Genomic DNA, 22,633 nt, shown 5'->3' on the forward strand with positions numbered 1-22,633 from the left:
ATATTAATACTAATATAAAGGCAGGTAGCTTAATGCAATTTGCCTTTATTATTTATCTTATTATCAATTTTCAAATAATAATAATAATATATTATGAATCAGAATCTGAAATCTATCCGTCCTTTCGTAGGATCTGAGAATTTTGAAATCAGCAGAAGTTTTTATAAAGATCTTGGCTTTGAAGAAGTAAGTTTAGAGCCGAAACTTTCTTTATTCAGGTGGAAAGAGATTTCCTTTTATCTTCAGGATGCCTATGTAAAAGACTGGATCGACAATACCATGCTTTTCATCGAAGTAGAAAATACAGATGAGTTCTGGAACTATCTTCAGACATTAAATCTCACGGAAAAATATGGCGTCAAAATATTACCTGTTAAAACAATGCCATGGGGGAAAGAATGTTTCGTGCATGATCCATCCGGTGTTTTGTGGCATTTCGGAGAATTTTTTAATCAATAAACTCACCATAAATTAGTTTATTCTATTGCCTTTATAATGATTTACGCATTCGATACCTATTATTTTGAAAACTTTGCAAAAACGGTGTGTATTGCTTTTGAGGCATGGAATTCTGCAACAGAAACAGAAATTTTTACCGAAAAAACAACAGTTAGCGCCGGTTATGAAAGCGGAGCTTTTTATAAAAGAGAGCTTCCGTGTATTTTAAGCCTTTTAAATAAAATTAATCTGAATGAGGGAGATATGATTATTGTTGACGGATACGTTACCTTAGATAACAAAGGGAAAATAGGATTGGGAGGACATTTATTTGAAGCGCTGGAAGGAAAAATTCCGGTGATAGGTATTGCAAAGAACGAATTCATTTCGTCGGACGATCAGAGAAGGACGGTATTTAGAGGAGAAAGTAAAACTCCGTTATTCGTTACAGCGATAGGAGTGGATGTGGATGAGGTTAAAGTAAAAGTAGAACAGATGCACGGAAATTTCAGAATTCCGACTCTCCTTAAAAAGCTGGATCAGCTTACGCGAATAGAATAATATTTGCACTGATAATTAGAAAGTGACAAATATCATTACGTTATTATTTTTACTTGTTCTAAATAAATATAAATTTGTAATGTTAGTTTTAAGAGATAATAGATTATTTCTTAATCATATCCATATCAATTTTTGTTTTAAACCGGCTCAACACGCCGGTTTTTTTAGCAACACTATAAAAATTGTGGTCTCACCAAGAATCGAACTTGGATCTAAAGTTTAGGAAACTTCTATTCTATCCGTTGAACTATGAGACCGTAGTCCAAATGTATTAAAATATTTTTATTTAATAAAAGAATCCGCTCTTTAGGAACGGATTCAGTAGATAAAACATCTCATTTTTTTAATTAGACAACAATAAAAAGCACAGCCGACAATGCTGTGCTTAAATTTTTATAAATTTAATTGCGATTTCAGAACTGAAAAAAGCAAAATATGTTTCCACTTCAGTAGTATTACATAGTAAATGTAGAAATAAAAATCATTATAAACAATAATTTAATGTTAAAATTCACAAGTTATCCACAAAAAAATGTGGATAAGTAGGAGCTATTTTTTAACCAATATTTTATCGGTAGCTTTCCTGCTTAAAATTTCCTGTTTTCCGTCGACTTCTACAGTAACAGATTTATCAAAGCTTTCGATTTTTAAGATTTTTATTTTCTTATTGAGCAGTAAATTTCTTTCGGTAAGGTAATTGAGAAAGGAATCATCTGAAAGTGTTACAGAAGCAAAAATTACGGTTTCTCCTGGATCACATGAACTTAGCTTCTGCAGATCCTGAGCTATGATATTTCCGTCTTTATCTGGGATAGGCTCACCATGAGGATCAAATTTCGGGTGATCAAGAATTTCATCCATCTTGTCAAAAAATAGGGTAGAATGCACGTGCTCCAGCTGTTCGGCAATTTCGTGCACATTTTCCCACCCGAAGTTCATTTTTTTCACCAGAAACATTTCGGTCAGCCGGTGTTTTCTAACGACCAGAGCGGCTTCGCGTCTTCCTTTTTCTGTTACGATGAGCGGCTTGTACGTTTCATAGATGACCCAGTTTTTGTCTGCAAACTTCTTCATCATATTGTTTACACTCGGCATTTTTACGGACAAAAACTTGCTGAGTTCGTTAATTGTCACTTTACTTTCACTATCGACAAGGTGAAATAAAGCTTTCAGGTAATTTTCTTCCGTAAGAGTCGCTTTCAAAATGTTAGATGATTTTAATTACAAATCTAACAAAATATTATTAATAAAATATATTCGTTGCTATTAGTTTTTTTAATTTTACATCATGAAATTTTCATTTAAAAACGACTATTCAGAAGGCTGTCATCCCAATATATTACAGGCTTTATTAACTTATAATGAAGATCAGCAGGCAGGCTATGGAGAAGACCAATATTCTGTTCAGGCTAAAAAGCTGATACAACAAAAAATTAACAACCCGCATTCTGATATTTATTTTGTTTCGGGTGGAACGCAGGCTAACCTCATTGTGATTTCTTCGATATTAAAACCTTATCAGTGTGTTGTTTCAGCGTCCACAGGACATATTTTAAACAATGAAACCGGCGCCATTGAAGCAACTGGGCATAAAATCCTGGGGATAGAAAAGGAAGACGGAAAACTGACACCGGAAGACATTATTCCGGTACTGGAAAGCCATAAAAACGTCCCGCATCAGGTAATGCCAAAATTGGTTTATCTTTCAAATTCTACAGAGCTGGGAACCGTTTATATGCTTGATGAGCTGGAAAAGCTTTCAACCTTTTGTAAAGAAAATAATCTTTATATTTTTATGGACGGAGCAAGAATGGGGCACGGGCTTACTGCCGAAACTACTGATCTTACTCTAGAAAAAGTCGCGCAACTTACTGATGTTTTTTACCTGGGAAGTACCAAAAACGGGGCGTTAATAGGAGAGGCTATTGTTATCAACAATAAAGAACTGCAGCAGGATTTTGCTTTTAATATCAAACAAAAAGGTGCGCTGCTCGCAAAAGGAAGACTTTTGGGAATTCAGTTTATGGAACTGATGAAAGATGACCTGTATTTTGATCTTGCCAGACACGCCAACAGACAGGCAATGAAAATTAAAAATGCGCTGAAGGAAAGGGGAGTGCAGTTTCTTTCGGACACGTATACCAATCAGATTTTTCCTGTTTTAAGCAACAGTCTTATTGAAAAACTTTCAGAAAAATTTGAGTTTTATGTATGGAAAAAAATGGATGATGATTTTTCAGCAATACGTCTCATTACTTCCTGGAACACAGCGGATCAACCGGTTGAGGAATTTATTGAAATTATTAACAATGAATTATAAAAAACAGCCTGTGGAAGGCTGTTTTTTTATTTTGTGATAGGATTTTATCCTATCCTTGGGTAAGTCGTGCTTTCAGGACTCCCTTGCTGGAGGTTTTTATTCTAAAGCTTTTGCTACAAGATTACAATCAGCAGCTTTCAGGGTTCTGCCGCCTGCGTATTTAATCTTGTTTTCATTAGCGTATTTCGTACCTGTTTCAGGATCTCTTTCCCCAATGCCTTCGCTCAGGCCGTTTTTGGTCTGGAGGAAATAGATGTCATTTTTATTTCCTGTTTTACCCTCTGAGGCAAATTCATAGGTAAGTTTCAGCGTATCACCGGATTTAAATCCTGATAATTCACCCTTATTGCTGTCTTTTTCGCTGTTTTTTGTTGCCATTTTTCCGGTTATCGTTCCCAGATTATCATCAATGCTTACAAAAACGGTGTCTTTCCCGGTAATGCCCATATAGCAGAAAGATTTGGCGTTTAGCGTATCGACTGTTTTTGCTGCGATAACCGCAGTATCGGGCTGGGTTGTGTCGGCAGCAGGAGCTTCTGCTTTTTTACTGCAGTTTAATAAAAAAACCGACAGTGAACCTAATAAGATTAATTTTTTCATATCCCTTTTTATTTGAATTAAATAATTTCTATTGTGCTAAAATAGCAATACTATTTTATTTCAAAATTAATTTGAAGTAAACAAATCAATTTGCAGTCCACCAAATTATAAGAGAATAAAAATTAAACTTTAAGACAGCCTCTGAATCCTCGTGCAGCGTAATAAGAATCGGCACCGTTATGATACAGGAAAACCGTGTCGTATCTTCTGTCACAAAAAACAGCTCCGCCCATTTGCCTGATTTTTTCGGGAGTTTTGATCCAGCTTGAAGTTTTTAGGTCGAATTTTCCAAGTTCCTGAAGCTTGCGGTATTGCTCTTCAGTCAATATTTCTATGCCCATTTCAGCGGCCTTATCAATAGCATTTCCTTCCGGTTTATTGGCTTTTCTTGCATTCCAGGCCTGATAATCATAGCATAGGCTTCTGCGTTTCGGGCTTTCCGGGGAACAGTCGAAAAATAAATATTTACCAGTGGATTCATCGCGTCCTACAACATCGGGTTCGCCTTCTGTGGTTTCCATTTCAAACAAAGACCAAAGTTTTTTGGGATTTTTACGCAGTTTTTCTTCTATAGGATTCCATTCCAGATCCTTATGCAGGTTCATATTTTTTGTGAATCGTGTACGTAATGTTTCCAGTAGTGATTCTATTTGTTCTTCAGATATAGTTTTTATAGCCATTTTGTTTTTAATAAAGAATTATTTAAAATTTATCTCTTTTAAGTGATTTATATAATAATCTTATTTTTACTATTAATTTACGGAAGATAATACAATTTCCTGTAACCTGTTGTGAGCCATATTAATCCCCTGGGCAAATGGCAGCTTAAGGATCTGATCTCTGGTTTCTACCGATTTATAAATCGTCTGAATGGTGATTTTACTTTTATCATCTGAAATTTTTTCAAATGTTAAAAATTCAATCTGTGCCGGAAATGGAGTATTTTCCATTTGAAAAGTTCTGACAATTATCTGTTCCGGCATAATATCGTGAATTGTTCCATGTGCTTTAAAGACAATATCTCCGTTATTGTTTCTGGTTTCAAACTGATAACCGCCATGCTGCTTGTTTTCCAGTTTTAACACATTTGTTCCCATCCACTGAGCAACGATTTCAGCGTCTGTATAGGCTTTGAATAGAAGTTCTAAAGGAATATCAAATTCCCTGGTAATAAAAATTTCCTGTCTGCTGTCTTCAGCGGTGATTTTTGTTTTGAGTTCCATATTATTTTTGTTTATAGTTTTTCATAATATTTTCAAGCTTATTGAAGCGTTCGTCCCACATTTTACGGAATGGTTCGATAAAGTCCGCAATTTCTTTCATTTTATCGGCGTTGAGATGATAAAGGATTTCACGGCCGTTTTGTTCAGGCTTTAAAAGTTCGCATTCAGAAAGGATCTGAAGGTGCTTAGAAACGGTGGGTCTTGCCGTATCAAAATTAGAAGCGATGGCGCCGGCTGTCATCGACTGAGTAGCCAGCAGCATTAGAATCGATCTGCGGGTTGGATCTGCAATGGCCTGAAATACATCACGTCTTAAATTCATGCGTAGTTATTTGACTACAAATATATATGAAGTTATTTGACTACGCAAATTTGTCGCGATAAAAGTTGAAATATGCTCATTATAAAAAAGTCCTATAATTTATATTATGTTAAATAGAATATATTTCTGGTTTTTACTTAAGCTTTGTATTAATTAATGATTTACTGTCTTCAAAGCTTCTGTGGTTGCTTTTTAAAGTAAAATAAGACAGCTTTAATGACTGTCTTATTTATTAATGATCTTTAGAAATAATTTCTACACAATAATTTATAATATTAAATTTAGTACAATTTATACTATATAAAGTCTGTGATTTATTCAACTACACCAATTCTTGCTTTTACAGGAATATTATAAGTATTTAAACTTGGAGTCTGTCCGTGGAAATCAAAATTAATATTTACTCCCGGCCGGAATATCAGACAATGCGTTGATCCTCCAAAATGAAATGTACCTGTAGGATCTCCTTTTTTTACATAATCTCCTGGTTTAACGGTAATTTCACAGCTGGAAACTTCAGCCATTCCGATCGCTACAAAGCACATAAGACCGATTTTTTCATTATCAGACTGAATAAAGATTAGTGCACGTGCAGCCAGTTCAGCAATATATCCCTGAGAATCATTCGGTCCTGCAGGATCATATCCTTCAGCAGGTGCTTCAGAATAATAAGTACCGGGAACATTTTGAACTGCTACCACTCTCCCATCTACCGGACTGTTCCAGCGATGATATGTTTTTGCGCACAGAAAGGCTTGATAAACAGTACTGTTATCACCGAATTCCTGAGCAAGTTCATGATTATCCATAATATCCAGAAGTGAATACGGTTGCCCTTTCATCCAGAATTTATCTTTCATCATGGCATTGGTAACACAGTTATACGGTGCTGATTCGCAGGCATTCACAATCACGGAAGGATCCTGATCTTCTGCACTGACTTCCCGAACGCCGGGATTAAATTCCCGGGTGAAAAAATCATCCCAGCTTTTATAACCGAAGTACGGCTGATCCGGCTGACACTGATAATTATAAATGAAATTTTTAAGCGCATCGTACGGGTCATTTCCCTGACCTCTCAGTGGGTCCATGCTGGCGATGGCTTCCAAGGCCTCTGGTGAAAACCACCCTATAGGATTGGTATAGTCGGGCTGCGGCTGGTTGACGGGACCATCTACCAATACATAACAAGAATTCGGAGAGCTGAGAAAGTTTTTCCATTCATTCAGGATGATCTGCAGTTTTTCATTGACCAGAGAATTGGTAAAGGTAAGATATCCTCCTTCTGTTCCCATAGCCCAGTCCAGAATAGCATTGATAGGAAATCCCACTAATCCTATTTTGTCTTCAATCTGGCTGTAACAGGGACCTTCCTGAAGAATCTGATTCATGATCTGGAGCATGGTTTCAAAATTTTTTACCTGGTCATTATAACCCTGAGGAACCTGGTCATACATGCTGGTAAAGCCCATATAGAGCACGGCATCATTATAAATTGCATTTCTTAGATCTTCAATGGCAGGATTTAACGGAAGCGGATTTGCCTGTACCTGAGCCACTTTCTTTTCGATCCAGCGATTCAGGAAATTTCTGTCGGATGGAAGCCATTTTCCAACCCTGTACTTTACGTGATTCATAAAAAGGTGTTTTTATCCTTACTCGTAAGGCTTTTCAGGATGCGCCCCGTTTGAATGGTTTCTGGTCTCCATGGTTATTAGTTTTTGTAAAGGTACCACAGAAACAGGTATATGATCAACCGTAATTTTACTTAAAAAAGAATATCGGTAATAATACGGATTTGGTATTGACAGGTTACAAGATGCGTATTAATAAGTCACTATCTTTGCATTAAATTATCAATATGTCTATTACCAACGAATCAGAATTAATCGGAATGCAAAAAGTAAGCGAAGCGGTTGCCTATACTTTAAAGGAAATGACCCTTTTTGCAAAGCCGGGAATAACCACTAAGGAGCTCGATGATTTCGGGGCTGAAATTCTCAGCGGCTTCGGGGCCAGATCTGCTCCTGCCCTTACTTATGGATTTCCGGGATGTGCCTGTATCAGTGTGGATGATGAGTTTTGCCATGGGATTCCATCAGATCAGCGGGTATTGAAAGAAGGGGATCTTATCAATATAGATGTTTCTGCGGAACTCAACGGGTTTTGGGCCGACAACGGCAATTCATTTGTTATTGGAAAAGATCTTAAGAACCATAACAAGCTGGTGAATGCTTCTAAAGATATTCTGCATAAAGCAATAAGCAATATTAAAGGCGGCGTTAAAATTTCGGATATTGGTTCGCTGATGGAAACGGAAGCTAAGAAACGCGGATTTAAAGTGATTAAAAATCTTGGCGGACATGGTATCGGCAGAAGCCTCCACGAAGAACCGGATGAACTGTTGAATTACAGAAACCGTTTTGATAACAGACGGTTCAGAAAAAATTCTGTCGTAGCCATCGAAACATTTATTTCCACTTCTTCACAAATTGCAGTTGAACTGAAAGACGGCTGGACAATGGCCGGAAATAAAGGCGGTTATATGGCACAGCATGAGCATACTATTATCATTACGGACGGCACACCGATCATCCTTACGGAGATGAATGAAATTTTTAATTGATATAAAAAAACAGGACGTTTCGGAAAAAGCGACCTGTTTTTTAAATGTAAATTTCTGAATTATTCGTTTTTGTATTCGCTCATTCGGCTGAACTGATGATAAGAATCTTTGATATGTTTCAGGTGTTCCGAGACAATATCCAGGCTTCTCTCGCTGAGCTTTCCACTGTCTATAGCATTCTGATAGGCTTCAGCTGCTGCTTTTTCCCCGAATATAACATTTCCTATGGTAGATTCTTCCCTGTTTCCTATGGTAAAAGAGTTTTTGATATCTATCCATGTTCTGTGCAGTGCTCCTGCAACCGATGGCGTATCATCTGCCTCTTCCCCATCTTCCTGAATAAGATCAATGAGCTCATTTTTCATTATTCTGGCAAGGGAATTCAACTTGGCGTATTCTGGTTTTACATCAGGGTAATTTTCCCAGACTTTTCCTTCAACTTTGGCAAAACCCTCGATTCTGTCATTGGTGATATGGAGCAGGTCATTCAATACCGATGCTTCTTCTTTGTTTTTCATAATATTGTAATTTGGTGTCCCCAAACATGTACAAGAACTGTACCTAGTGTCATCATCATGATGCCATATTTTTGTATTATGAAGAAATGATTTAACAATTACAAAACTCAGAACAATTTAATTGTGTGTATTTTTGCATTCACAAACATCAATATGAGTTCATCAGAAAAACCAAATATTAAAGCCGTATTTCTTGATATTGACGGCACCCTCATCAGCTTTAAGACCAATACAATCCCCGAATCTACCCGCAAAGCCATAAAAAGCCTTCGTGGAAAAGGAATAAAAGTGATTGTTGCTACCGGGCGTTCCATCAATTCGTTAGACCACATCAGGCATATTGATTTTGACGGTTTTATTACATTCAACGGAAGCTACTGCATAACGACTGAAGGACAGGTAATGGATAAAACATTTATTGACCCTTCCGATATAAAGAGTCTGGTACGGTATGCATCGGATGTTCCGCTAAGTTATTCATTAATGTATGAGAATAAGGTTGAGATCAATGATGCTTCCCCTGAAGTTGTGGGAATGTATGCGCACATCAATCTTCCCGTGCCGCCTGTTCACGACAAAGAAAATATTGATACGGACCATGTTCTCCAGGCAAATATTTTTTTGAAGCAGGAAGATGAGGAAAATTTTATGAAGAATATTATGCCGAATTCCTCGGCTTCCAGATGGAGCCCGCTGTTTGCGGATGTAAATCATGGAGGAATCACAAAAAGTACGGGAATTAAGCATTTTTGCGATTATTTCGGTATTGATGTTTCTGAGACTATGGCTTTCGGAGACGGCGGAAATGATATTGCAATGCTGAAATTTACAAAAATTGGTGTGGCAATGGGTAATGCCAATGATAATGTTAAAGAAATAGCAGATTACATCACGGAAGATGTTGACAATCATGGAATTGAATCTGCTCTGATTCATTTCGGAATTCTTTAATCTACAGGGGATTTTCGGTATTCCGTAATTATTTATATGCTTTGTGGTACGCGTTTTTAACAGATTAATTATAAAAAGGCACAATATGTGTATATAGTTAATCGAATCACTTAAAATATTTAGTTATGAGAAGTATATTATGGTTAGTCGCAGTTATCTGTATAGTAGTGTGGCTTTTAGGAATGTTGGGTATCGTACCGGGAATGGATACAGGATATTTAGTTCACGTATTGCTGGTTATTGCAATTGTTGTTGTTCTTTATAATCTAATATCAGGCAGAAGACCCTTAGATTAGATCTACTTAAAAACTGAAGAATAAAAAGCTGGAAGTAGGAAGATATACATTCTTAATTTCCAGCTTTTTTTATAATAATTATTTCTTTACTGCTTTCGTGGCTCCTGTGGCCCCCAGTTTAGATTTTACGGCAGATGTAATATCTTCACCTCCGTCCACATAAGCAATATTGCTGTTTCCCTGGGACGCTGCAATATCAAATACATAAGCTAATCCTTTTTCTTTAGCAGTAGCAGAAATCATATTTTTTACCTTTTGCTGAATAGGCATAAATAATTCAGATTCTTTTTTTGATATATCCTGTGCTGCTTGCGCTCTTGCTGCTTCTATATCTTTTCCCAAAGATGCAAGCTCTGTCTGTGCTGCTGTAAGCTCCTTAACTACTGCTTCCTTATTAGCTTCAGTAATTGTTTTTTGTTTATCCTGAGCAGCCTTTAATTTTGTTTCATACGAAGCAATCATCTTTTCAATATCAGCCTGTTTGGTTTTCGTGAAAGTATCAAGCGATGTTTCTGCTGTTTTTGCTTCAGGCAGATTATTAAAAATATCGTCAGAGTTTACATGACCAATTTTCTGCTGAGCGTTTGCAAAATTTGATGTCAGCAAAAAACCTGCTGTTATGGAAAATACTACAATTAACTTTTTCATTTGATATATTAAATTATTTTTAATGAACAGCAAATATAATTAATATAACTATGTGTTTAGTGATAATTTAAAAAAGTTAAGAATATTTTATGAATGAACTAAAAGATTATTTATTATTTGAAATAAAAAAGTCTCCGTTTGGGAGACTTTAGCTTTTTATGAGCCGGGAACCTGAGCTTTTTCATAAATCAATCCTTCAGATTTCAGCTCTTTCCAGAAATCTGGAGGAATATTCTTCTGAAGGGCATTTACGTTGTCTTCTACCTGTTCGGGTTTGCTTGCTCCCGGAATAATCGCAGCAAATTCTTCTGCAGCCAGTACAAACTGAAGCGCGGCATCTACAATATCAATATCGTATCTTTTAGCGATCGTTGAAATCTGGTCGTGCTTTTCAGTCATGCCTTTTGGGATAACATCTTTATAGTTGTATCTCGGTCTTCCGGTAATAAACCCTGAGTTGTAGCCCGCTCCCGACACGAGTTTTACGCCTGCTTTTTTTACGGCTGGTAACAGCCTGTCTACTGCATCTTCATGCTCCAGAATAGAATACTGAGTTGCAGAAAGACAAATATCGGGATCTGCAGAATCGAGGCAATCCAGGATAGGTTCTATTTTGTTAACGCCCATTCCCCATGCTTTGATGACACCCTGATCTCTGAGTTCGGATAATACTTTGAAAGCTCCTTCTCTTGCCTGTTTCAGGAAATATGGATACCGGTCTCCCACCTGGTCTTCCGAAAGATCATGAACATACACAATATCGATATGATCCAGCCGCAATCTTTCCAGGCTATCTTCAACAGATCTTTTGATGGCATCAGCGGTATAGTTATGCTCAAAATCAAAGTTCAGAGGATCCTGCCACATCGTCGGCGGAACTTCATCTTCCGGAACTTCCACAAATAATCTTCCCACTTTTGTAGAAAGAACAAATTCTTCCCTGTTCTGGCCGTGGAGAAAATTTCCGAATCTTCTTTCACTTTTTGTAAGTCCGTACCATGGCGAAGTATCGTAGTAGCGTATTCCAAGATCCCATGCTTTCTGTAAAACTTCATAGGATTCCCCGTCCGTAAGCGGCTCAAAAGCGGTTCCTATGGCGACGCCACCTAATCCTAACCTGTGTTTTTCCTTTAAAATGTCTGCTTTCATATAATACTTTTTAATATTTGGTGAATTATAAGATACAAACATCGTGCAGTTGGCCGTGACAAGGAAGAGTATTATTCATTTAAATCATATTAACGTATAGCAGGTCATACCACATGCGTTTTTGGCTTTATTATTGGATTCATCAATTACCATTTCAATATAAATATTTATGAAAAAACATATCGTTATTGTAGGAGGAGGTTTTGCAGGAATCAACCTTATCAAGTCTTTGGTGAATGACAGCCGTTTCAGAATTACTCTTGTTGATAAAAATAATTACCATTTTTTTCCGCCGCTGATTTATCAGGTGGCAACCTCATTTATTGAAGCATCCAATATCAGTTATCCGTTCAGGAAATTAATTTCAAACTATAAAAGCGTTAATTTTCACATGGGAAGTCTGGTAAAAGTAGATCCGGAACATAATATCCTGGAAACCGATAACGGTACGTTAAAATATGATTATCTTGTACTTGCGCTGGGAACAGAATCTAATTTCTTCGGAATGGAAAATGTTAAGAGATGTGCTTTACCTATGAAAACAATTGATGAAGCACTTTACCTGAGAAATCATATGCTTCTTACACTGGAGGAAGCGGCAAGAAATAAAAATGTGAAAGAAGCTCAAAAGCTTCAGAATATTGTAATTGCGGGAGGCGGTCCTACAGGAGTTGAGCTTGCAGGGATGATTGCCGAAATGGGAAGTTATATCGCAGAAAAAGAATACCCTGAAATAAAACTCGGTCTTTCCAATATTTACCTTATCGACGCCCTTCCTACCCTTCTTTCTCCTATGAGTAAAATGGCACAGCAAGCGGCTCACGAGAGACTCAAAAAGCTTGGTGTTAAAATTATCCTGAATACGGCAGTAAAGGATTATAAAGACTGCAAAGTTCTTCTTTCCGACGGAAGAGAAATTGAAACCGAAACCCTAATCTGGACTTCCGGTGTCATTGGCCGGGAAGTTCGGGGACTTCCTGAGGAAGCTATTGGGAAAGGAAGAAGGCTTTTGGTAGATGCTTACAATAAAGTGGACGGTACAGCCAATATTTTTGCATTAGGAGATATCGCATTACAGCTTACTGAAGAAAAATATCCTAAAGGACACCCACAGTTGGCGCAGGTTGCAATTCAGCATGCTAAAAATTTAGGTAAAAACCTCAAAAGAATCGAAGATGAGAAAAAACTTATCCCTTTTGAATACAACGATAAGGGAAGCATGGCGATTATTTCAAAATTTGATGCTGTAGTTGACCTGCCGAAATTTTCATTCAAAGGATTTACAGCATGGCTTACATGGTTATTTATTCATATTATTCCGTTGGTGAGCTTTAGCAGCAAAGTACGGCTGGCATTCAACTGGCTGCGCCTTTTCATCACCAATAATCCGTCGATCAGATTAATTCTGAGGCCAAAAAGAGATACTACGGAACATTCGTGATTTTAATATTCATGATATATTTCATAAATTTACAGAACTGTAAACATTCTTTTACGGTATAAAATCTCAAAAGTGAATATCCATCATAAGAAAAAGTTTCTGAGCTTTCTCAAGTTCAAAAGAGACTTTCAAAAGTACGGGCTCGAAAAAGCACGCAGCTACGAACTCATCCTACACTGGCTCAACAACAGATTAAGCAGGAACCAGTTCCTTGTACTGTCCGGGATATTGGTGGGCTGTACGGCAGGTTTAGCAGGTGTTTTGCTGAAGTCACTGGTTCATGCCATTCACCATTTCATTACGACAAAGGTTCATTTTGAGTATCAGATTCTTTTTTATATTATTTTTCCTTTTCTGGGAATTGTTTTAACGGCAAGTATTGTTCTTACCATTTTCAAAGGCCAGGACAGGAAAGGAATTGGCGCTATTTTATACGAAATTGCGCAGAATTCCAGTATTGTTTCTTCGGTAAAAATGTATTCGCAGATTGTACAGAGTGCCGTAACGGTAGGTCTTGGAGGTTCGGCCGGGCTTGAAAGCCCGATTGCTGTAACGGGTGCTGCCATCGGATCTAATTTTGCCCAAACGTACCGACTGAGTTATAAAGAACGAACTTTGCTGCTCGCCGCAGGTGCAACAGCCGGGATTGCTTCAGCTTTCAATGCTCCTATTGCGGGGATTATGTTTGCCTTTGAAATTCTGCTTACGGGAGTGGTTTTTACCGATTTTATTCCGTTGGTTGTGGCTGCTGTATGCGGAAGTTTGCTGTCAAGAATCCTTTTGCAGGAAGATGTGCTTTTCAGGTTTTATACTAGAGAAGCTTTTAATTATAAGAATGTTCCGTATTATCTTATTTTAGGAATTGTGACCGGTCTATACGCAAGATATTTTGTGTTAATTTCCCAGAAAGTCGAGCATTTCATAAAAAAATTAAACATGTCACGGCTGCGTAAGGCAATGTTCGGCGGTGCGGTTTTATCATTATTGTGTGTGCTTTTTCCACCGCTGTTCGGGGAAGGATATGAAACGGTAAAGGCTTTTACCAACGGCGATATGCACAGGATTATAGAAAACAGCCTTTTCAGGTATTTTGAGATCGGCAATTTTACCATTATTGCCTTTCTAATTTTTGTCTTATTGTTAAAAGCATTTGCAACTTCATTCACTATTTTCAGTGGCGGAAATGGGGGTAATTTTGCGCCTTCGCTTTTTGCAGGAGGTACCGTAGGGTATTTATTTGCCTTAATCTGCCAACAGATCGGATTTCCGGATGTACCTGTTACCAATCTCGTTTTGGTCGGAATGGCCGGAGCAATGAGCGGTGTGATGTATGCACCGCTGACCGCTATTTTCCTGATTGCGGAATCAAGCTTCGGATATGATCTTTTTATCCCTTTAATGATTGCTTCCATTATTTCTTATCTGATTGCTAAATGGTTCTCGCCTATCTCACCTGAATTAAAATCTCTCGCAGACCAGGGCAAAATTTTCACCAATAAACATGATAAGAATATCTTATTTTCTTTAAAAACGGAAGATTTTATTGACCGGTATTCCCAGGTTATCAACGAAACGGCTCCGGTTGAAGAATTATTTGAACTGGTAAAAAACGGAAATAAAAATATTTTTGCTGTTGTAAACGAAAATAAAACCTTACGCGGAATTCTTACGCTTGATGATATCCGTCCTTATCTGTTTAGCAATGATGAAGTTTCTGCATCGGTAAGCCAGATCATGAAAGCGCCCCCTGCAATTATTCATCCTGAAAACCAGCCGTTGGAAATTCTTCAGACCTTTGATGATACCGGTGTCTGGAACCTGCCGGTTGTCGACGCGCAGAATAAGTTTATCGGCTTTATTTCAAAATCAACCATATTAATGAGCTACAGGCAATTGCTGAAAGAATATTCGGAATAATAATATTAAGAGATAAGTCTTATAATAAATAAAAAGCCGTTCAAAATCGCCTGAACGGCTTTTATAATACTATTGACTTGCCTTATTCAGCAGATCAAGATCTTCTTTTTCCAGTTGAAGTCTTGGGGCTGCAAATAAAGTTTCCAATTGAGATTCGCTTGTTGCGCTTACAATAGGAGCTGTGATCAAAGGCTGAGAAAGTAACCACGCTAATGCTACAGTTGCCGGTTTCGCATTATGTCTGGAACTGATTTCATCCAAAGCTTTCAAGACTTCCATTCCTTTAGGGTTCAGATATTTTCTGGCGCCCTCTCCTCGCTGGCTTTTCGTTAAATCATCTTCATTTCGGTATTTTCCGGTTAAAAATCCTGAAGCCAGCGACCAGTAAGGAAAAACACTCAATCCGAATTCTTCGGCCAACGGAGCATAATTTTTTTCAAAACCTTCTCTTTCCATTAAATTGTAATGGGGCTGCAAAGCAACATATTTCGGAAGATTATTCTTTTCTGCAGCTTCAAATGATTCTCGTAGCCTTTCAGGAGAAACATTGGAAGCAGCAATATGACGTACTTTCCCAGCTTTTATAATTTCATCATAAGCCTGAAGTGTTTCTTCTACCGGTGTTTTTTTATCATCAAAATGAGTATAATACAGATCAATATGATCAGTCTGTAATCGCTGTAAAGATTCATCAACGGATTTCAGGATATGTTTTTTGCTGATATCAAAGCCATGTTCCTTGGTTTCGGAACCTACTTTTGTAGCAATCACCAGATCATTTCTTTTTCCGCGGCTTTTCATCCATTTTCCGATAATTTCTTCCGATTGTCCTCCTTTCCCATTTACCCACCACGAATAGGTGTCTGCAGTATCTATAAAATTAAAGCCTTCATCGGTAAATCTGTCCAGAATATCAAAAGACTGTTTTTCATCCAGTGTCCATCCGAAAACATTTCCTCCAAAATTAATGGGAGCTATCTGTAAATCTGTATTTTTAATTGTTCGTTTTTCCATAATTTATTAATGCTTGACTTATTGCTTTTAACAGAGAATTTCATACCAAATGGCCGTTAATTCTTTCTTTATTGATCAAAAAAAAAGACCAGCTGATGCTGATCTTTTTATGTTTTTTTATTGAATATTTTTAAATCTCTCCCATTACATACATGTTTTCCATCGTTGGCACCGGGCTTCCCCCCTGTTTTTCAAGTGTGATGGCAAAAGCCTGAGCTTTCGGTATGTTGGCGAGTGCAATTTTGCTGTCCTTTGCTTCCGTGTACATTCCGGCATTTACCGGTTTCCCGTCTTCAATTGCCCAAAGCTGGTACTGCATTCCTTCCGGAGCTTTAGGCAGTTTGTCTGCATTTACATACACTGCTTTCGTTTTGGTATCCCAGAAAACCATTGCTTTTGATTCCGTATGCTTCTCTACCCCTTTCAGCATCACCATTTTCATATCGGGATTTGAGATCATATCCATTTTCTGATTCATCTTCTGCATGGACAGATCCTGATTTTTCTTTTCAGTGCTCATTCTGGCAATTTCCTGTTTCGCTTTTGCCTGATCATTCATCCAGAAAATATTTCCGGCGATACTTATCAGGAATAAAACAGATGCGGCAACGGCATATGTTTTCCAGTTTGTATTCCCCTGAATCCTGATTTCTTCCTGAGGTTTGGCGGCAGGAATAACTGTGGAAACGACCGGTGATATTTCTTCGGCACTCTGTTCCTGCTGAATTTTATTCCAGATCTTGGCCCGCAAATCATTGGGAGGCGTTACTGCCTGTGCTGTGGCCAGGTCTTCCAATGTTTTCTGCGCCTCTTCAAAAGCTGCTTTTACTTCAGCATTATTCTTCATCACACACTCCAAAATACCTGCCTCCTCGGGAGAAGCAAGACCTAGAATATAAGATTCTATAATTCCGGATGATATGTATTCTTTAGTGTTCAATTTATTGATAATCTTTTAATAAATCCTTTAATTTCATCAGTGCGTTACGCATCTTGGTTTTTACCGTTCCCAGGGGGATCTTCAGCTTTTCGGAAATTTCATTTTGGGTATATCCCTGGTAGTATGCAAGATCGATAAGTTCCTTCTTGTCGGTCTCCAGACTTTCCAGCACATTACTGAACCCGATAAAATCTGATGAGTTGTTGGTTGTGGAAAGTTCTTCAGAATTATATACGAAATCCGGCAACGGTTGGTTTTTGAGTTCGTTCTGAAAGCTTTTTGATTTTAAATAATCAATAGCTGTGTTTCTGGCAATATTGATCATCCAGGTATAAAACCTTCCTTTTGATGAATCGTACTGGTGGATAGAATTCCAGATTTTTACAAAAACATCCTGAATGATTTCTTCGGTGTACTCTTTAGACTGAACGATTCGGAGGATCACACCATAAAGTGCGCCGGAATAATGGTCATACAGATAATGAAAACCATTTTCGTTTTTCTCTTTTAGCAAAACGATCAGCTGCTCTTCCGAATACTGTGTTTTAATAGCGAATATTTTTGTTTTCAAATGTAATAAAATAAAACAGATAATAAGCAATACTCACACCATCTTTTAAATGCTTATTAAAATTAATCAACCGTTTAATAATCTTTAAATATAATAGTTAAAAACCTTGAATTCAATAATTTTATCCTAATATGTATGAATTATTGTAAAAATAATTACTTGGCTTTTAACGAGTTATAATTTATTTTAAATTTTTTAAAACTAAAATAAAACCGCCCTCGTAAATGGATGTATAGACAAAAATACATTCAAATACATATTAACTTAAAAATCAAAAAATGAACACAAAATCAAAAATCGCAGTATTGGGTATGATGGCTTTATCATTTGCATTCAGTGGTAACGCAGCCGCCCAGAGCATGAAAGAAAAAACGGTAATGGTTGGCGGAGCACCGATGTACCCGTCGAAAAATATCATTGAGAATGCCGTAAATTCTAAAGACCATAAGACATTGGTTGCAGCTGTAAAAGCAGCAGGGCTTGTTGAAACATTACAGGGAAAAGGTCCTTTCACGGTATTGGCTCCTACTGATGCAGCCTTCGCAAAATTACCAAAAGGAACAGTAGAAAACCTTGTGAAGCCTGAGAATAAAGCGATGCTTACAAAAATCCTTACCTATCATGTTTTACCAGGCAGATACAGTGCCAAAGAAATCTGGGCTGCGGTAAAGGCAGGCAACGGAAAAAGCATGATGAAAACGGTAGAAGGTGAAGAGCTTACGTTCTGGACCAAAGGAAAAAATCTGTATGTGAGAGATTCTAAAGGAAATGATGCAAACGTTACGATAGCTGATGTTAATCAGTCAAACGGAGTGATTCATGTAATAGATACGGTTTTAATGCCGTAGTGGTGTTAGTTGTTAAACAGCATACTTGTTATGCTGTTTTTTTATTCTCTATCGAAAAGTATAACACTTAAACCAATAATATTATGAAAAAAACAATTAATGTTTCCAACCAGGGTGCTACTCTGGATACAGGCAGAAGAAATTTTTTGAAGCTGAGCGGTGTGGGTCTGGCTATAGCAGGACTTGCACTGGTTGGTTGTGACGATAACGATGCATACGATTTTATGCAAACCGATGTTTTCGACCTTGGCAAAGGAGATGTAGGCGTTCTGAACTATGCATATGCCCTGGAACAACTGGAAGCCGATTTTTACACGAAGGTCGTTAATAATTTCTATTCCGGGATTTCAACTGCAGAAAAAGAGCTTTTTACCGATCTCTATCATCACGAAGTGATACACCGGGACTTCTTTAAAGCAGCCATCAGCGGGGCTACTTCCAATGTTTTGCCCACACTGGAATTCCAGTATCCGAATGTAAATTTTGATGATAGAAACTCTGTATTGGCTACCGCAAAAGCATTGGAAGATACAGGGGTTGCCGCTTACAACGGAGCAGGGAAATTCATTACCAATCCGGATTATCTTGTAATTGCCGGAAAAATTGTATCTGTGGAAGCAAGGCATGCATCAGCGATCAGGAATCTTATCAATCCCGGAACGGCAGCATTTTCCGGTGATGATATTATCGACAACAATGGGCTTGATCTGGCTAAAGAACCTAAAGATATCGTTATGGCAGCGGGAGGATTCATAAAAACACCTTTCACATGGAAAGAACAGGGAATCGGATAATTACTCACTTCAAAAAAATTACATTATGAACATTCTTAAATTACTGGATAAGCTTTCTGACGATAAATTTTTTACCAAAGAGGCTTCAAGATCAGAAACGTTAACAAGCATTTCCGCTTTCGGGAAGAAAGCAGCGGTGGCTTCTATTCCGCTCGGGCTGGGTGCAATAATGACCACTCCTGCAAAAGCGGCAGATCTAACCGGAGGAAATACATATAAAAATACTTTAACAGATGCTCTGCAACTCGCTTTGGTGCTTGAATATCTGGAAAACGAATATTATGCAATGGGACTTTCCACCGCAGGGCTGATTCCAAACTCGGACAGGACGGTTTTCATGCAGATTGCCAAACATGAATCTGCACACGTAACATTCCTTAAAAATACCCTCACTTCGCTAAATGTTATACCGGGTGCAAAACCTACATTTGATTTTACTGCTGGAGGTGCTTTTGCTCCTTTTACCGAGTACAGCCAGTTCTTGATATTGGCCCAGGCTTTTGAAGACACGGGAGTGCGTGCATATAAAGGACAGGCGGGAAATGTAATGAGCAATAAGGCAGTTTTGCAGGCAGCTTTACAAATACATTCCGTGGAAGCAAGGCATGCCTCACAGGTAAGAAGAATGCGGGCTAATAAAGGATGGATAGAACTTGCCGATGGCGGAAGTATGCCTGCAGCAACAAATCCGGTGTATGCAGGAGAACAGAACACTGTACAGGCAGGATTTAATACGGCTAATGCCTTCGGAGCAGCGGCGGGTTCTGCAGCTTATGACGAAATATTAACGGGAAGTGATGCCCAAACCATTGCATCATTATTTATTGTTTAAAATAATTTTTACTGTTAGGTGTGGTCCCTTCCCTTTCCGGGAGGGGATTTTTATTTAATATCTTTCATGTACAACTCCAAACAAAAAACTCCTCTTTGCAGAGAAGTTTGTTTGCCTTTTAAAACTTGAAATATAGAGTATATCTATGCTTCAAAAATAGGAAGCTCTGCATAGCTTATTTATGACCGGAATCATAAAAGTAATTTTTAACCTAATTTTTTATTAGATATGTTCCTGATATTATATGATTTATTTTGTAACTTTAATATATGAAAACAACAGCATCTCTTCAGATTCCTAAAAAGAATGTAATAATTGGAGAAGGAATAAAAAATACAGCGAAAATTTTTGCTGTAGGTGTTTTAGCTCTGCTTGCAATAGGTTTTTGTACCACATCACAGAGGCTGAATGCAGGATAAAATAAAGTTTTAGCGGGGTTTAGATTTTATAAAATAAGTTGAATTTAAGTTTTGACTTATGTAAATTTTTACTATATTTGTGAATCGAAATAATTTTTTTTCATCATTTGTGTTTTTTTAGGCTCCGTTAGGGGCCTTTTTTTATGTAATACGTTTTCTGTTGCTGGCCGGGATCCATTCTTCTTTTTTACATTTCCTGCATTTTCCTGCGAAGCCCGGATTTTTTTCCTCCGTATATCCGCAAAATATGCATGAGTAATGTCCGCTGTTTTTAATAAACTTTAAAGGATTGCATAATGAATCGGGCATAATGGGAAGACCGTATTTCACTTTCTCATCCTCAAAATAAAATACGCTGATTTCACCGGAAACCTCCTCAATAGCCTGGTCAATCTGGCCCAGGTGAGAAATGCCTTTCAGTCTTAATTCAGCGAAAAACTCATCGCTTCCGAGATTTTCTTTTTTAAAGTTTTCAATGGAAAATTCTCCGTTTTCAATGAGGCATATTGATTTACCTTCCAGAAGGGTCTCGAATTTCTTGCTCTTTCCGATAAGATACGTAACCAGCGTGTACATTAAAATAATCAGTACAAAAACAAGAATTGAAGAAACAATACCTACTTCTCTGTAAAACATCGGATCTCCTGCTGCAGACCCCAGACCGATAATAACAACCAGCTCAAAAAGAGAAAGCTGTTTTACTCCTCTTTTCCCCAAAACCCGCAGCCCGATAATAATCGTCACAAACATAATAATGGTCCTGAGCGCAATCTCCAGGAGAAACGACCATTCTTCCTGTCCCAGCAGAAGCTCTTTTAAGTCAAATTGTAAAAGACATACAGATACCATATTTAATATTTGCTCTTAAAATTCAAATAATGAGCCAAGGTTTATATGGAAATCCGACTGTTTTAAAAATCATTCAGAACTTCTACAATGTGATGATAAATAACATCAAGCTCATCGGCTGTAATGCAGTAAGGCGGAACCAGATACATAATATTGCCCAACGGACGAAGAAGCACTCCTCTTTTCAAAAATTCTTTATATAACAGTTTACCAATATCATTAAAATAGGAGGTTTGCTGACCGCTTATAATTTCCCATGCCAGGATTGTACCGGTCTGCCTTATCTTTTCAACTTTTGGGTGCTGTCTTAATATTTCTGAAAATTCGGAATGTTTTGTTACAATACGCTCAATATGCTGTCGTGTTTCTTCTTTCAGTAAAAGTTCCATACTAGCCAGAGCCGCCGTACAGGCCAGCGGATTTGCCGTGAAAGAGTGTCCGTGAAACAATGTTTTGTATTGGTCATCAGATAAAAAAGCATTAAAAATTTCCTGAGAACAGCTGGTAATACCCATCGGCATCGTACCTCCTGTAAGCCCTTTTGAAAAACACATCATATCCGGCTGCTCAGAAAGATGGTTGGCGGCAAATAGTCTTCCTGTTCTTCCAAAACCGGTAAATACCTCATCCTGAATCATCAGAATTTTTTGTTCTCTGCAGAATTTCATTAATTCCGAAAGATCTTCTGCCTTATGCATCAGCATTCCTGCAGCACCCTGGATAAGTGGTTCGTAAATGAAACATGCTATTTCCCCGGAAATACTTTTAATGAATGTTTTTAAGCTGCCGAGGTTTTCTGCAGTCGGAGCATCAATAAAAACAACTTCAAAAAGCATTTCACTGAAAGGCTGTGTCCATACACTTCTTCCGCTTACGGACATGGCTCCGAAAGTGTCTCCGTGGTAAGCATTCTTTAAAGCGAGAATCTTCGTTTTTTTATGGTTCTGATTGTAGGCATACTGAATGGCCATTTTTAAAGCAACTTCCACAGCAGTAGATCCGTTATCAGAATAAAAAACCTTCTTCTGGTTTTCCGGCAGAATATTCAGCAGGTTTTCAGAAAGCTGTATCGCAGGTTCGTGGGTAAATCCTGCAAAAATAACCTGCTCCAAAGTATGCAGCTGCTCGGAAACTCTTTCTGCAATATAGGGATGAGCATGACCATGAAGAGTAACCCACCATGAAGAAACCGCATCAATATACTGTTTGCCGTGATCATCAAAAAGATAGATACCTTTTCCTCTCACAATCGGAATAATATCATCGGCCGTCTTCATCTGGGTATAAGGATGCCAGTTGACGGCTTTATCGCGTTCAGATAAATTCATAAATCCAATTTAAAAATTAACAAATGAT

At 37.8% G+C, this 22,633-nt stretch carries 26 protein-coding genes and 1 tRNA gene; 12 read left to right on the forward strand and 15 right to left on the reverse strand.

The features are described from left to right. Positions 1–93 precede the first annotated feature (93 nt). Both ACYT6F_RS14265 and ACYT6F_RS14270 read left to right on the forward strand, forming a co-directional pair. On the forward strand, positions 94–459 hold the full coding sequence (locus tag ACYT6F_RS14265; RefSeq protein WP_472598313.1) for a VOC family protein: 366 nt from the start codon (positions 94–96) through the stop codon (positions 457–459). 36 nt (positions 460–495) lie between these two features. After that, positions 496–999, forward strand: coding sequence for an endonuclease V (locus tag ACYT6F_RS14270; RefSeq protein WP_472598314.1), 504 nt, complete (start codon positions 496–498; stop codon positions 997–999). A 185-nt stretch (positions 1,000–1,184) separates the two neighbouring features. Here ACYT6F_RS14270 and ACYT6F_RS14275 read toward each other — a convergent pair. Both ACYT6F_RS14275 and ACYT6F_RS14280 read right to left on the reverse strand, forming a co-directional pair. Further along, positions 1,185–1,256, reverse strand: a tRNA-Arg gene (locus ACYT6F_RS14275). Positions 1,257–1,548: 292 nt separating this feature from the next. Continuing rightward, positions 1,549–2,202 carry a metal-dependent transcriptional regulator gene (locus tag ACYT6F_RS14280; protein WP_472598315.1) on the reverse strand — a complete coding sequence of 218 codons (654 nt, stop codon included), beginning with the start codon at positions 2,200–2,202 and terminating at the stop codon, positions 1,549–1,551. An 85-nt stretch (positions 2,203–2,287) separates the two neighbouring features. Here ACYT6F_RS14280 and ACYT6F_RS14285 point away from each other — a divergent pair, with 85 nt between their 5' ends. After that, positions 2,288–3,319 (forward strand): threonine aldolase family protein, encoded by a 1,032-nt coding sequence (locus ACYT6F_RS14285; RefSeq protein WP_472598316.1) that lies wholly within the window; start codon positions 2,288–2,290, stop codon positions 3,317–3,319. A 96-nt stretch (positions 3,320–3,415) separates the two neighbouring features. On the opposite strand, the gene ACYT6F_RS14290 is transcribed toward ACYT6F_RS14285, so the two are convergent. The 5 genes from ACYT6F_RS14290 to ACYT6F_RS14310 form a co-directional block, all read right to left on the reverse strand. Continuing rightward, the gene (locus ACYT6F_RS14290) at positions 3,416–3,919 is read right to left on the reverse strand and encodes a hypothetical protein (RefSeq protein ID WP_472598317.1); all 504 of its coding nucleotides are present in this window, start codon (positions 3,917–3,919) and stop codon (positions 3,416–3,418) included. Between the two features lie 122 nt (positions 3,920–4,041). Continuing rightward, entirely contained in the window at positions 4,042–4,599 is a 558-nt protein-coding gene (locus tag ACYT6F_RS14295; protein WP_472598318.1) for a DUF4256 domain-containing protein, read from the reverse strand. A 72-nt stretch (positions 4,600–4,671) separates the two neighbouring features. Continuing rightward, complete coding sequence (locus ACYT6F_RS14300; protein WP_472598319.1) at positions 4,672–5,142, reverse strand: SRPBCC domain-containing protein; 471 nt, start codon at positions 5,140–5,142, stop codon at positions 4,672–4,674. Between the two features lies 1 nt (position 5,143). Continuing rightward, positions 5,144–5,464, reverse strand: a complete 321-nt coding sequence (locus ACYT6F_RS14305) for an ArsR/SmtB family transcription factor (RefSeq protein WP_472598320.1) — start codon at positions 5,462–5,464, stop codon at positions 5,144–5,146. Positions 5,465–5,778: 314 nt separating this feature from the next. Continuing rightward, positions 5,779–7,101: a phophatidylserine decarboxylase associated domain-containing protein gene (locus ACYT6F_RS14310; protein ID WP_472598321.1), complete on the reverse strand. Its 1,323-nt coding sequence runs from the start codon at positions 7,099–7,101 to the stop codon at positions 5,779–5,781. Between the two features lie 224 nt (positions 7,102–7,325). On the opposite strand from ACYT6F_RS14310, the gene map reads away from it, so the two are divergent. Next, positions 7,326–8,090 carry a type I methionyl aminopeptidase gene (gene map, locus ACYT6F_RS14315; protein WP_472598322.1) on the forward strand — a complete coding sequence of 255 codons (765 nt, stop codon included), beginning with the start codon at positions 7,326–7,328 and terminating at the stop codon, positions 8,088–8,090. Between the two features lie 59 nt (positions 8,091–8,149). Here the strand turns inward: map and ACYT6F_RS14320 are convergent, their stop codons facing one another. Further along, a complete protein-coding gene (locus tag ACYT6F_RS14320) occupies positions 8,150–8,608 on the reverse strand; it encodes a PA2169 family four-helix-bundle protein (RefSeq protein WP_472598323.1) in 459 nt (152 codons plus the stop codon). A 153-nt stretch (positions 8,609–8,761) separates the two neighbouring features. On the opposite strand from ACYT6F_RS14320, the gene ACYT6F_RS14325 reads away from it, so the two are divergent. Both ACYT6F_RS14325 and ACYT6F_RS14330 read left to right on the forward strand, forming a co-directional pair. Continuing rightward, positions 8,762–9,559, forward strand: a complete 798-nt coding sequence (locus ACYT6F_RS14325) for a Cof-type HAD-IIB family hydrolase (RefSeq protein WP_472598324.1) — start codon at positions 8,762–8,764, stop codon at positions 9,557–9,559. Positions 9,560–9,741: 182 nt separating this feature from the next. Further along, on the forward strand, positions 9,742–9,855 hold the full coding sequence (locus ACYT6F_RS14330; RefSeq protein ID WP_472601125.1) for a lmo0937 family membrane protein: 114 nt from the start codon (positions 9,742–9,744) through the stop codon (positions 9,853–9,855). Positions 9,856–9,933: 78 nt separating this feature from the next. On the opposite strand, the gene ACYT6F_RS14335 is transcribed toward ACYT6F_RS14330, so the two are convergent. Further along, positions 9,934–10,503, reverse strand: a complete 570-nt coding sequence (locus ACYT6F_RS14335; RefSeq protein WP_472598325.1) for an OmpH/Skp family outer membrane protein — start codon at positions 10,501–10,503, stop codon at positions 9,934–9,936. A gap of 156 nt (positions 10,504–10,659) precedes the next feature. Continuing rightward, entirely contained in the window at positions 10,660–11,652 is a 993-nt protein-coding gene (locus ACYT6F_RS14340; RefSeq protein ID WP_472598326.1) for an aldo/keto reductase, read from the reverse strand. A 169-nt stretch (positions 11,653–11,821) separates the two neighbouring features. Here ACYT6F_RS14340 and ACYT6F_RS14345 point away from each other — a divergent pair, with 169 nt between their 5' ends. Beyond that, entirely contained in the window at positions 11,822–13,093 is a 1,272-nt protein-coding gene (locus ACYT6F_RS14345) for an NAD(P)/FAD-dependent oxidoreductase (RefSeq protein ID WP_472598327.1), read from the forward strand. A 72-nt stretch (positions 13,094–13,165) separates the two neighbouring features. Continuing rightward, positions 13,166–15,010: a chloride channel protein gene (locus tag ACYT6F_RS14350; RefSeq protein ID WP_472598328.1), complete on the forward strand. Its 1,845-nt coding sequence runs from the start codon at positions 13,166–13,168 to the stop codon at positions 15,008–15,010. A 69-nt stretch (positions 15,011–15,079) separates the two neighbouring features. Here ACYT6F_RS14350 and ACYT6F_RS14355 read toward each other — a convergent pair whose 3' ends face one another. From ACYT6F_RS14355 to ACYT6F_RS14365, 3 genes are all read right to left on the reverse strand, one after another. Further along, the gene (locus ACYT6F_RS14355) at positions 15,080–16,024 is read right to left on the reverse strand and encodes an aldo/keto reductase (RefSeq protein WP_472598329.1); all 945 of its coding nucleotides are present in this window, start codon (positions 16,022–16,024) and stop codon (positions 15,080–15,082) included. 130 nt (positions 16,025–16,154) lie between these two features. Next, the gene (locus ACYT6F_RS14360) at positions 16,155–16,964 is read right to left on the reverse strand and encodes an anti-sigma factor (protein ID WP_472598330.1); all 810 of its coding nucleotides are present in this window, start codon (positions 16,962–16,964) and stop codon (positions 16,155–16,157) included. 1 nt (position 16,965) lies between these two features. Further along, positions 16,966–17,535, reverse strand: coding sequence for an RNA polymerase sigma factor (locus ACYT6F_RS14365; protein WP_472598331.1), 570 nt, complete (start codon positions 17,533–17,535; stop codon positions 16,966–16,968). A 278-nt stretch (positions 17,536–17,813) separates the two neighbouring features. On the opposite strand from ACYT6F_RS14365, the gene ACYT6F_RS14370 reads away from it, so the two are divergent. The 4 genes from ACYT6F_RS14370 (at position 17,814) to ACYT6F_RS14385 (ending at position 20,428) form a co-directional block, all read left to right on the forward strand. Then, complete coding sequence (locus tag ACYT6F_RS14370; protein ID WP_472598332.1) at positions 17,814–18,383, forward strand: fasciclin domain-containing protein; 570 nt, start codon at positions 17,814–17,816, stop codon at positions 18,381–18,383. Between the two features lie 83 nt (positions 18,384–18,466). After that, complete coding sequence (locus ACYT6F_RS14375) at positions 18,467–19,177, forward strand: ferritin-like domain-containing protein (RefSeq protein WP_472598333.1); 711 nt, start codon at positions 18,467–18,469, stop codon at positions 19,175–19,177. 25 nt (positions 19,178–19,202) lie between these two features. Then, complete coding sequence (locus ACYT6F_RS14380) at positions 19,203–20,009, forward strand: ferritin-like domain-containing protein (protein WP_472598334.1); 807 nt, start codon at positions 19,203–19,205, stop codon at positions 20,007–20,009. Between the two features lie 269 nt (positions 20,010–20,278). After that, a complete protein-coding gene (locus tag ACYT6F_RS14385) occupies positions 20,279–20,428 on the forward strand; it encodes a hypothetical protein (RefSeq protein ID WP_472598335.1) in 150 nt (49 codons plus the stop codon). A gap of 141 nt (positions 20,429–20,569) precedes the next feature. Here the strand turns inward: ACYT6F_RS14385 and ACYT6F_RS14390 are convergent, their stop codons facing one another. Together ACYT6F_RS14390 and bioA are read right to left on the reverse strand one after the other, a co-directional pair. Continuing rightward, positions 20,570–21,277 carry a DUF421 domain-containing protein gene (locus tag ACYT6F_RS14390; protein ID WP_472598336.1) on the reverse strand — a complete coding sequence of 236 codons (708 nt, stop codon included), beginning with the start codon at positions 21,275–21,277 and terminating at the stop codon, positions 20,570–20,572. A 62-nt stretch (positions 21,278–21,339) separates the two neighbouring features. Further along, positions 21,340–22,605 (reverse strand): adenosylmethionine--8-amino-7-oxononanoate transaminase, encoded by a 1,266-nt coding sequence (bioA, locus tag ACYT6F_RS14395; protein ID WP_472598337.1) that lies wholly within the window; start codon positions 22,603–22,605, stop codon positions 21,340–21,342. Positions 22,606–22,633: the final 28 nt, after the last annotated feature.

Source organism: Chryseobacterium sp. NG-CE01 (genome assembly GCF_055695505.1).

Bases quoted from the DNA above. Each gene is read 5' to 3' on its own strand.
- ACYT6F_RS14290 (WP_472598317.1), bottom strand. From the start codon at position 3,919: ATGAAAAAATTAATCTTATTAGGTTCACTGTCGGTTTTTTTATTAAAC.
- ACYT6F_RS14330 (WP_472601125.1), top strand. From the start codon at position 9,742: ATGTTGGGTATCGTACCGGGAATGGATACAGGATATTTAGTTCACGTA.
- ACYT6F_RS14340 (WP_472598326.1), bottom strand. From the start codon at position 11,652: ATGAAAGCAGACATTTTAAAGGAAAAACACAGGTTAGGATTAGGTGGC.
- ACYT6F_RS14355 (WP_472598329.1), bottom strand. From the start codon at position 16,024: ATGGAAAAACGAACAATTAAAAATACAGATTTACAGATAGCTCCCATT.
- ACYT6F_RS14285 (WP_472598316.1), top strand. From the start codon at position 2,288: ATGAAATTTTCATTTAAAAACGACTATTCAGAAGGCTGTCATCCCAAT.
- ACYT6F_RS14390 (WP_472598336.1), bottom strand. From the start codon at position 21,277: ATGGTATCTGTATGTCTTTTACAATTTGACTTAAAAGAGCTTCTGCTG.
- bioA (WP_472598337.1), bottom strand. From the start codon at position 22,605: ATGAATTTATCTGAACGCGATAAAGCCGTCAACTGGCATCCTTATACC.
- ACYT6F_RS14345 (WP_472598327.1), top strand. From the start codon at position 11,822: ATGAAAAAACATATCGTTATTGTAGGAGGAGGTTTTGCAGGAATCAAC.
- ACYT6F_RS14335 (WP_472598325.1), bottom strand. From the start codon at position 10,503: ATGAAAAAGTTAATTGTAGTATTTTCCATAACAGCAGGTTTTTTGCTG.
- ACYT6F_RS14385 (WP_472598335.1), top strand. From the start codon at position 20,279: ATGAAAACAACAGCATCTCTTCAGATTCCTAAAAAGAATGTAATAATT.
- map (WP_472598322.1), top strand. From the start codon at position 7,326: ATGTCTATTACCAACGAATCAGAATTAATCGGAATGCAAAAAGTAAGC.
- ACYT6F_RS14370 (WP_472598332.1), top strand. From the start codon at position 17,814: ATGAACACAAAATCAAAAATCGCAGTATTGGGTATGATGGCTTTATCA.
- ACYT6F_RS14310 (WP_472598321.1), bottom strand. From the start codon at position 7,101: ATGAATCACGTAAAGTACAGGGTTGGAAAATGGCTTCCATCCGACAGA.
- ACYT6F_RS14305 (WP_472598320.1), bottom strand. From the start codon at position 5,464: ATGAATTTAAGACGTGATGTATTTCAGGCCATTGCAGATCCAACCCGC.
- ACYT6F_RS14295 (WP_472598318.1), bottom strand. From the start codon at position 4,599: ATGGCTATAAAAACTATATCTGAAGAACAAATAGAATCACTACTGGAA.
- ACYT6F_RS14380 (WP_472598334.1), top strand. From the start codon at position 19,203: ATGAACATTCTTAAATTACTGGATAAGCTTTCTGACGATAAATTTTTT.
- ACYT6F_RS14325 (WP_472598324.1), top strand. From the start codon at position 8,762: ATGAGTTCATCAGAAAAACCAAATATTAAAGCCGTATTTCTTGATATT.
- ACYT6F_RS14375 (WP_472598333.1), top strand. From the start codon at position 18,467: ATGAAAAAAACAATTAATGTTTCCAACCAGGGTGCTACTCTGGATACA.
- ACYT6F_RS14265 (WP_472598313.1), top strand. From the start codon at position 94: ATGAATCAGAATCTGAAATCTATCCGTCCTTTCGTAGGATCTGAGAAT.
- ACYT6F_RS14300 (WP_472598319.1), bottom strand. From the start codon at position 5,142: ATGGAACTCAAAACAAAAATCACCGCTGAAGACAGCAGACAGGAAATT.
- ACYT6F_RS14270 (WP_472598314.1), top strand. From the start codon at position 496: ATGATTTACGCATTCGATACCTATTATTTTGAAAACTTTGCAAAAACG.
- ACYT6F_RS14320 (WP_472598323.1), bottom strand. From the start codon at position 8,608: ATGAAAAACAAAGAAGAAGCATCGGTATTGAATGACCTGCTCCATATC.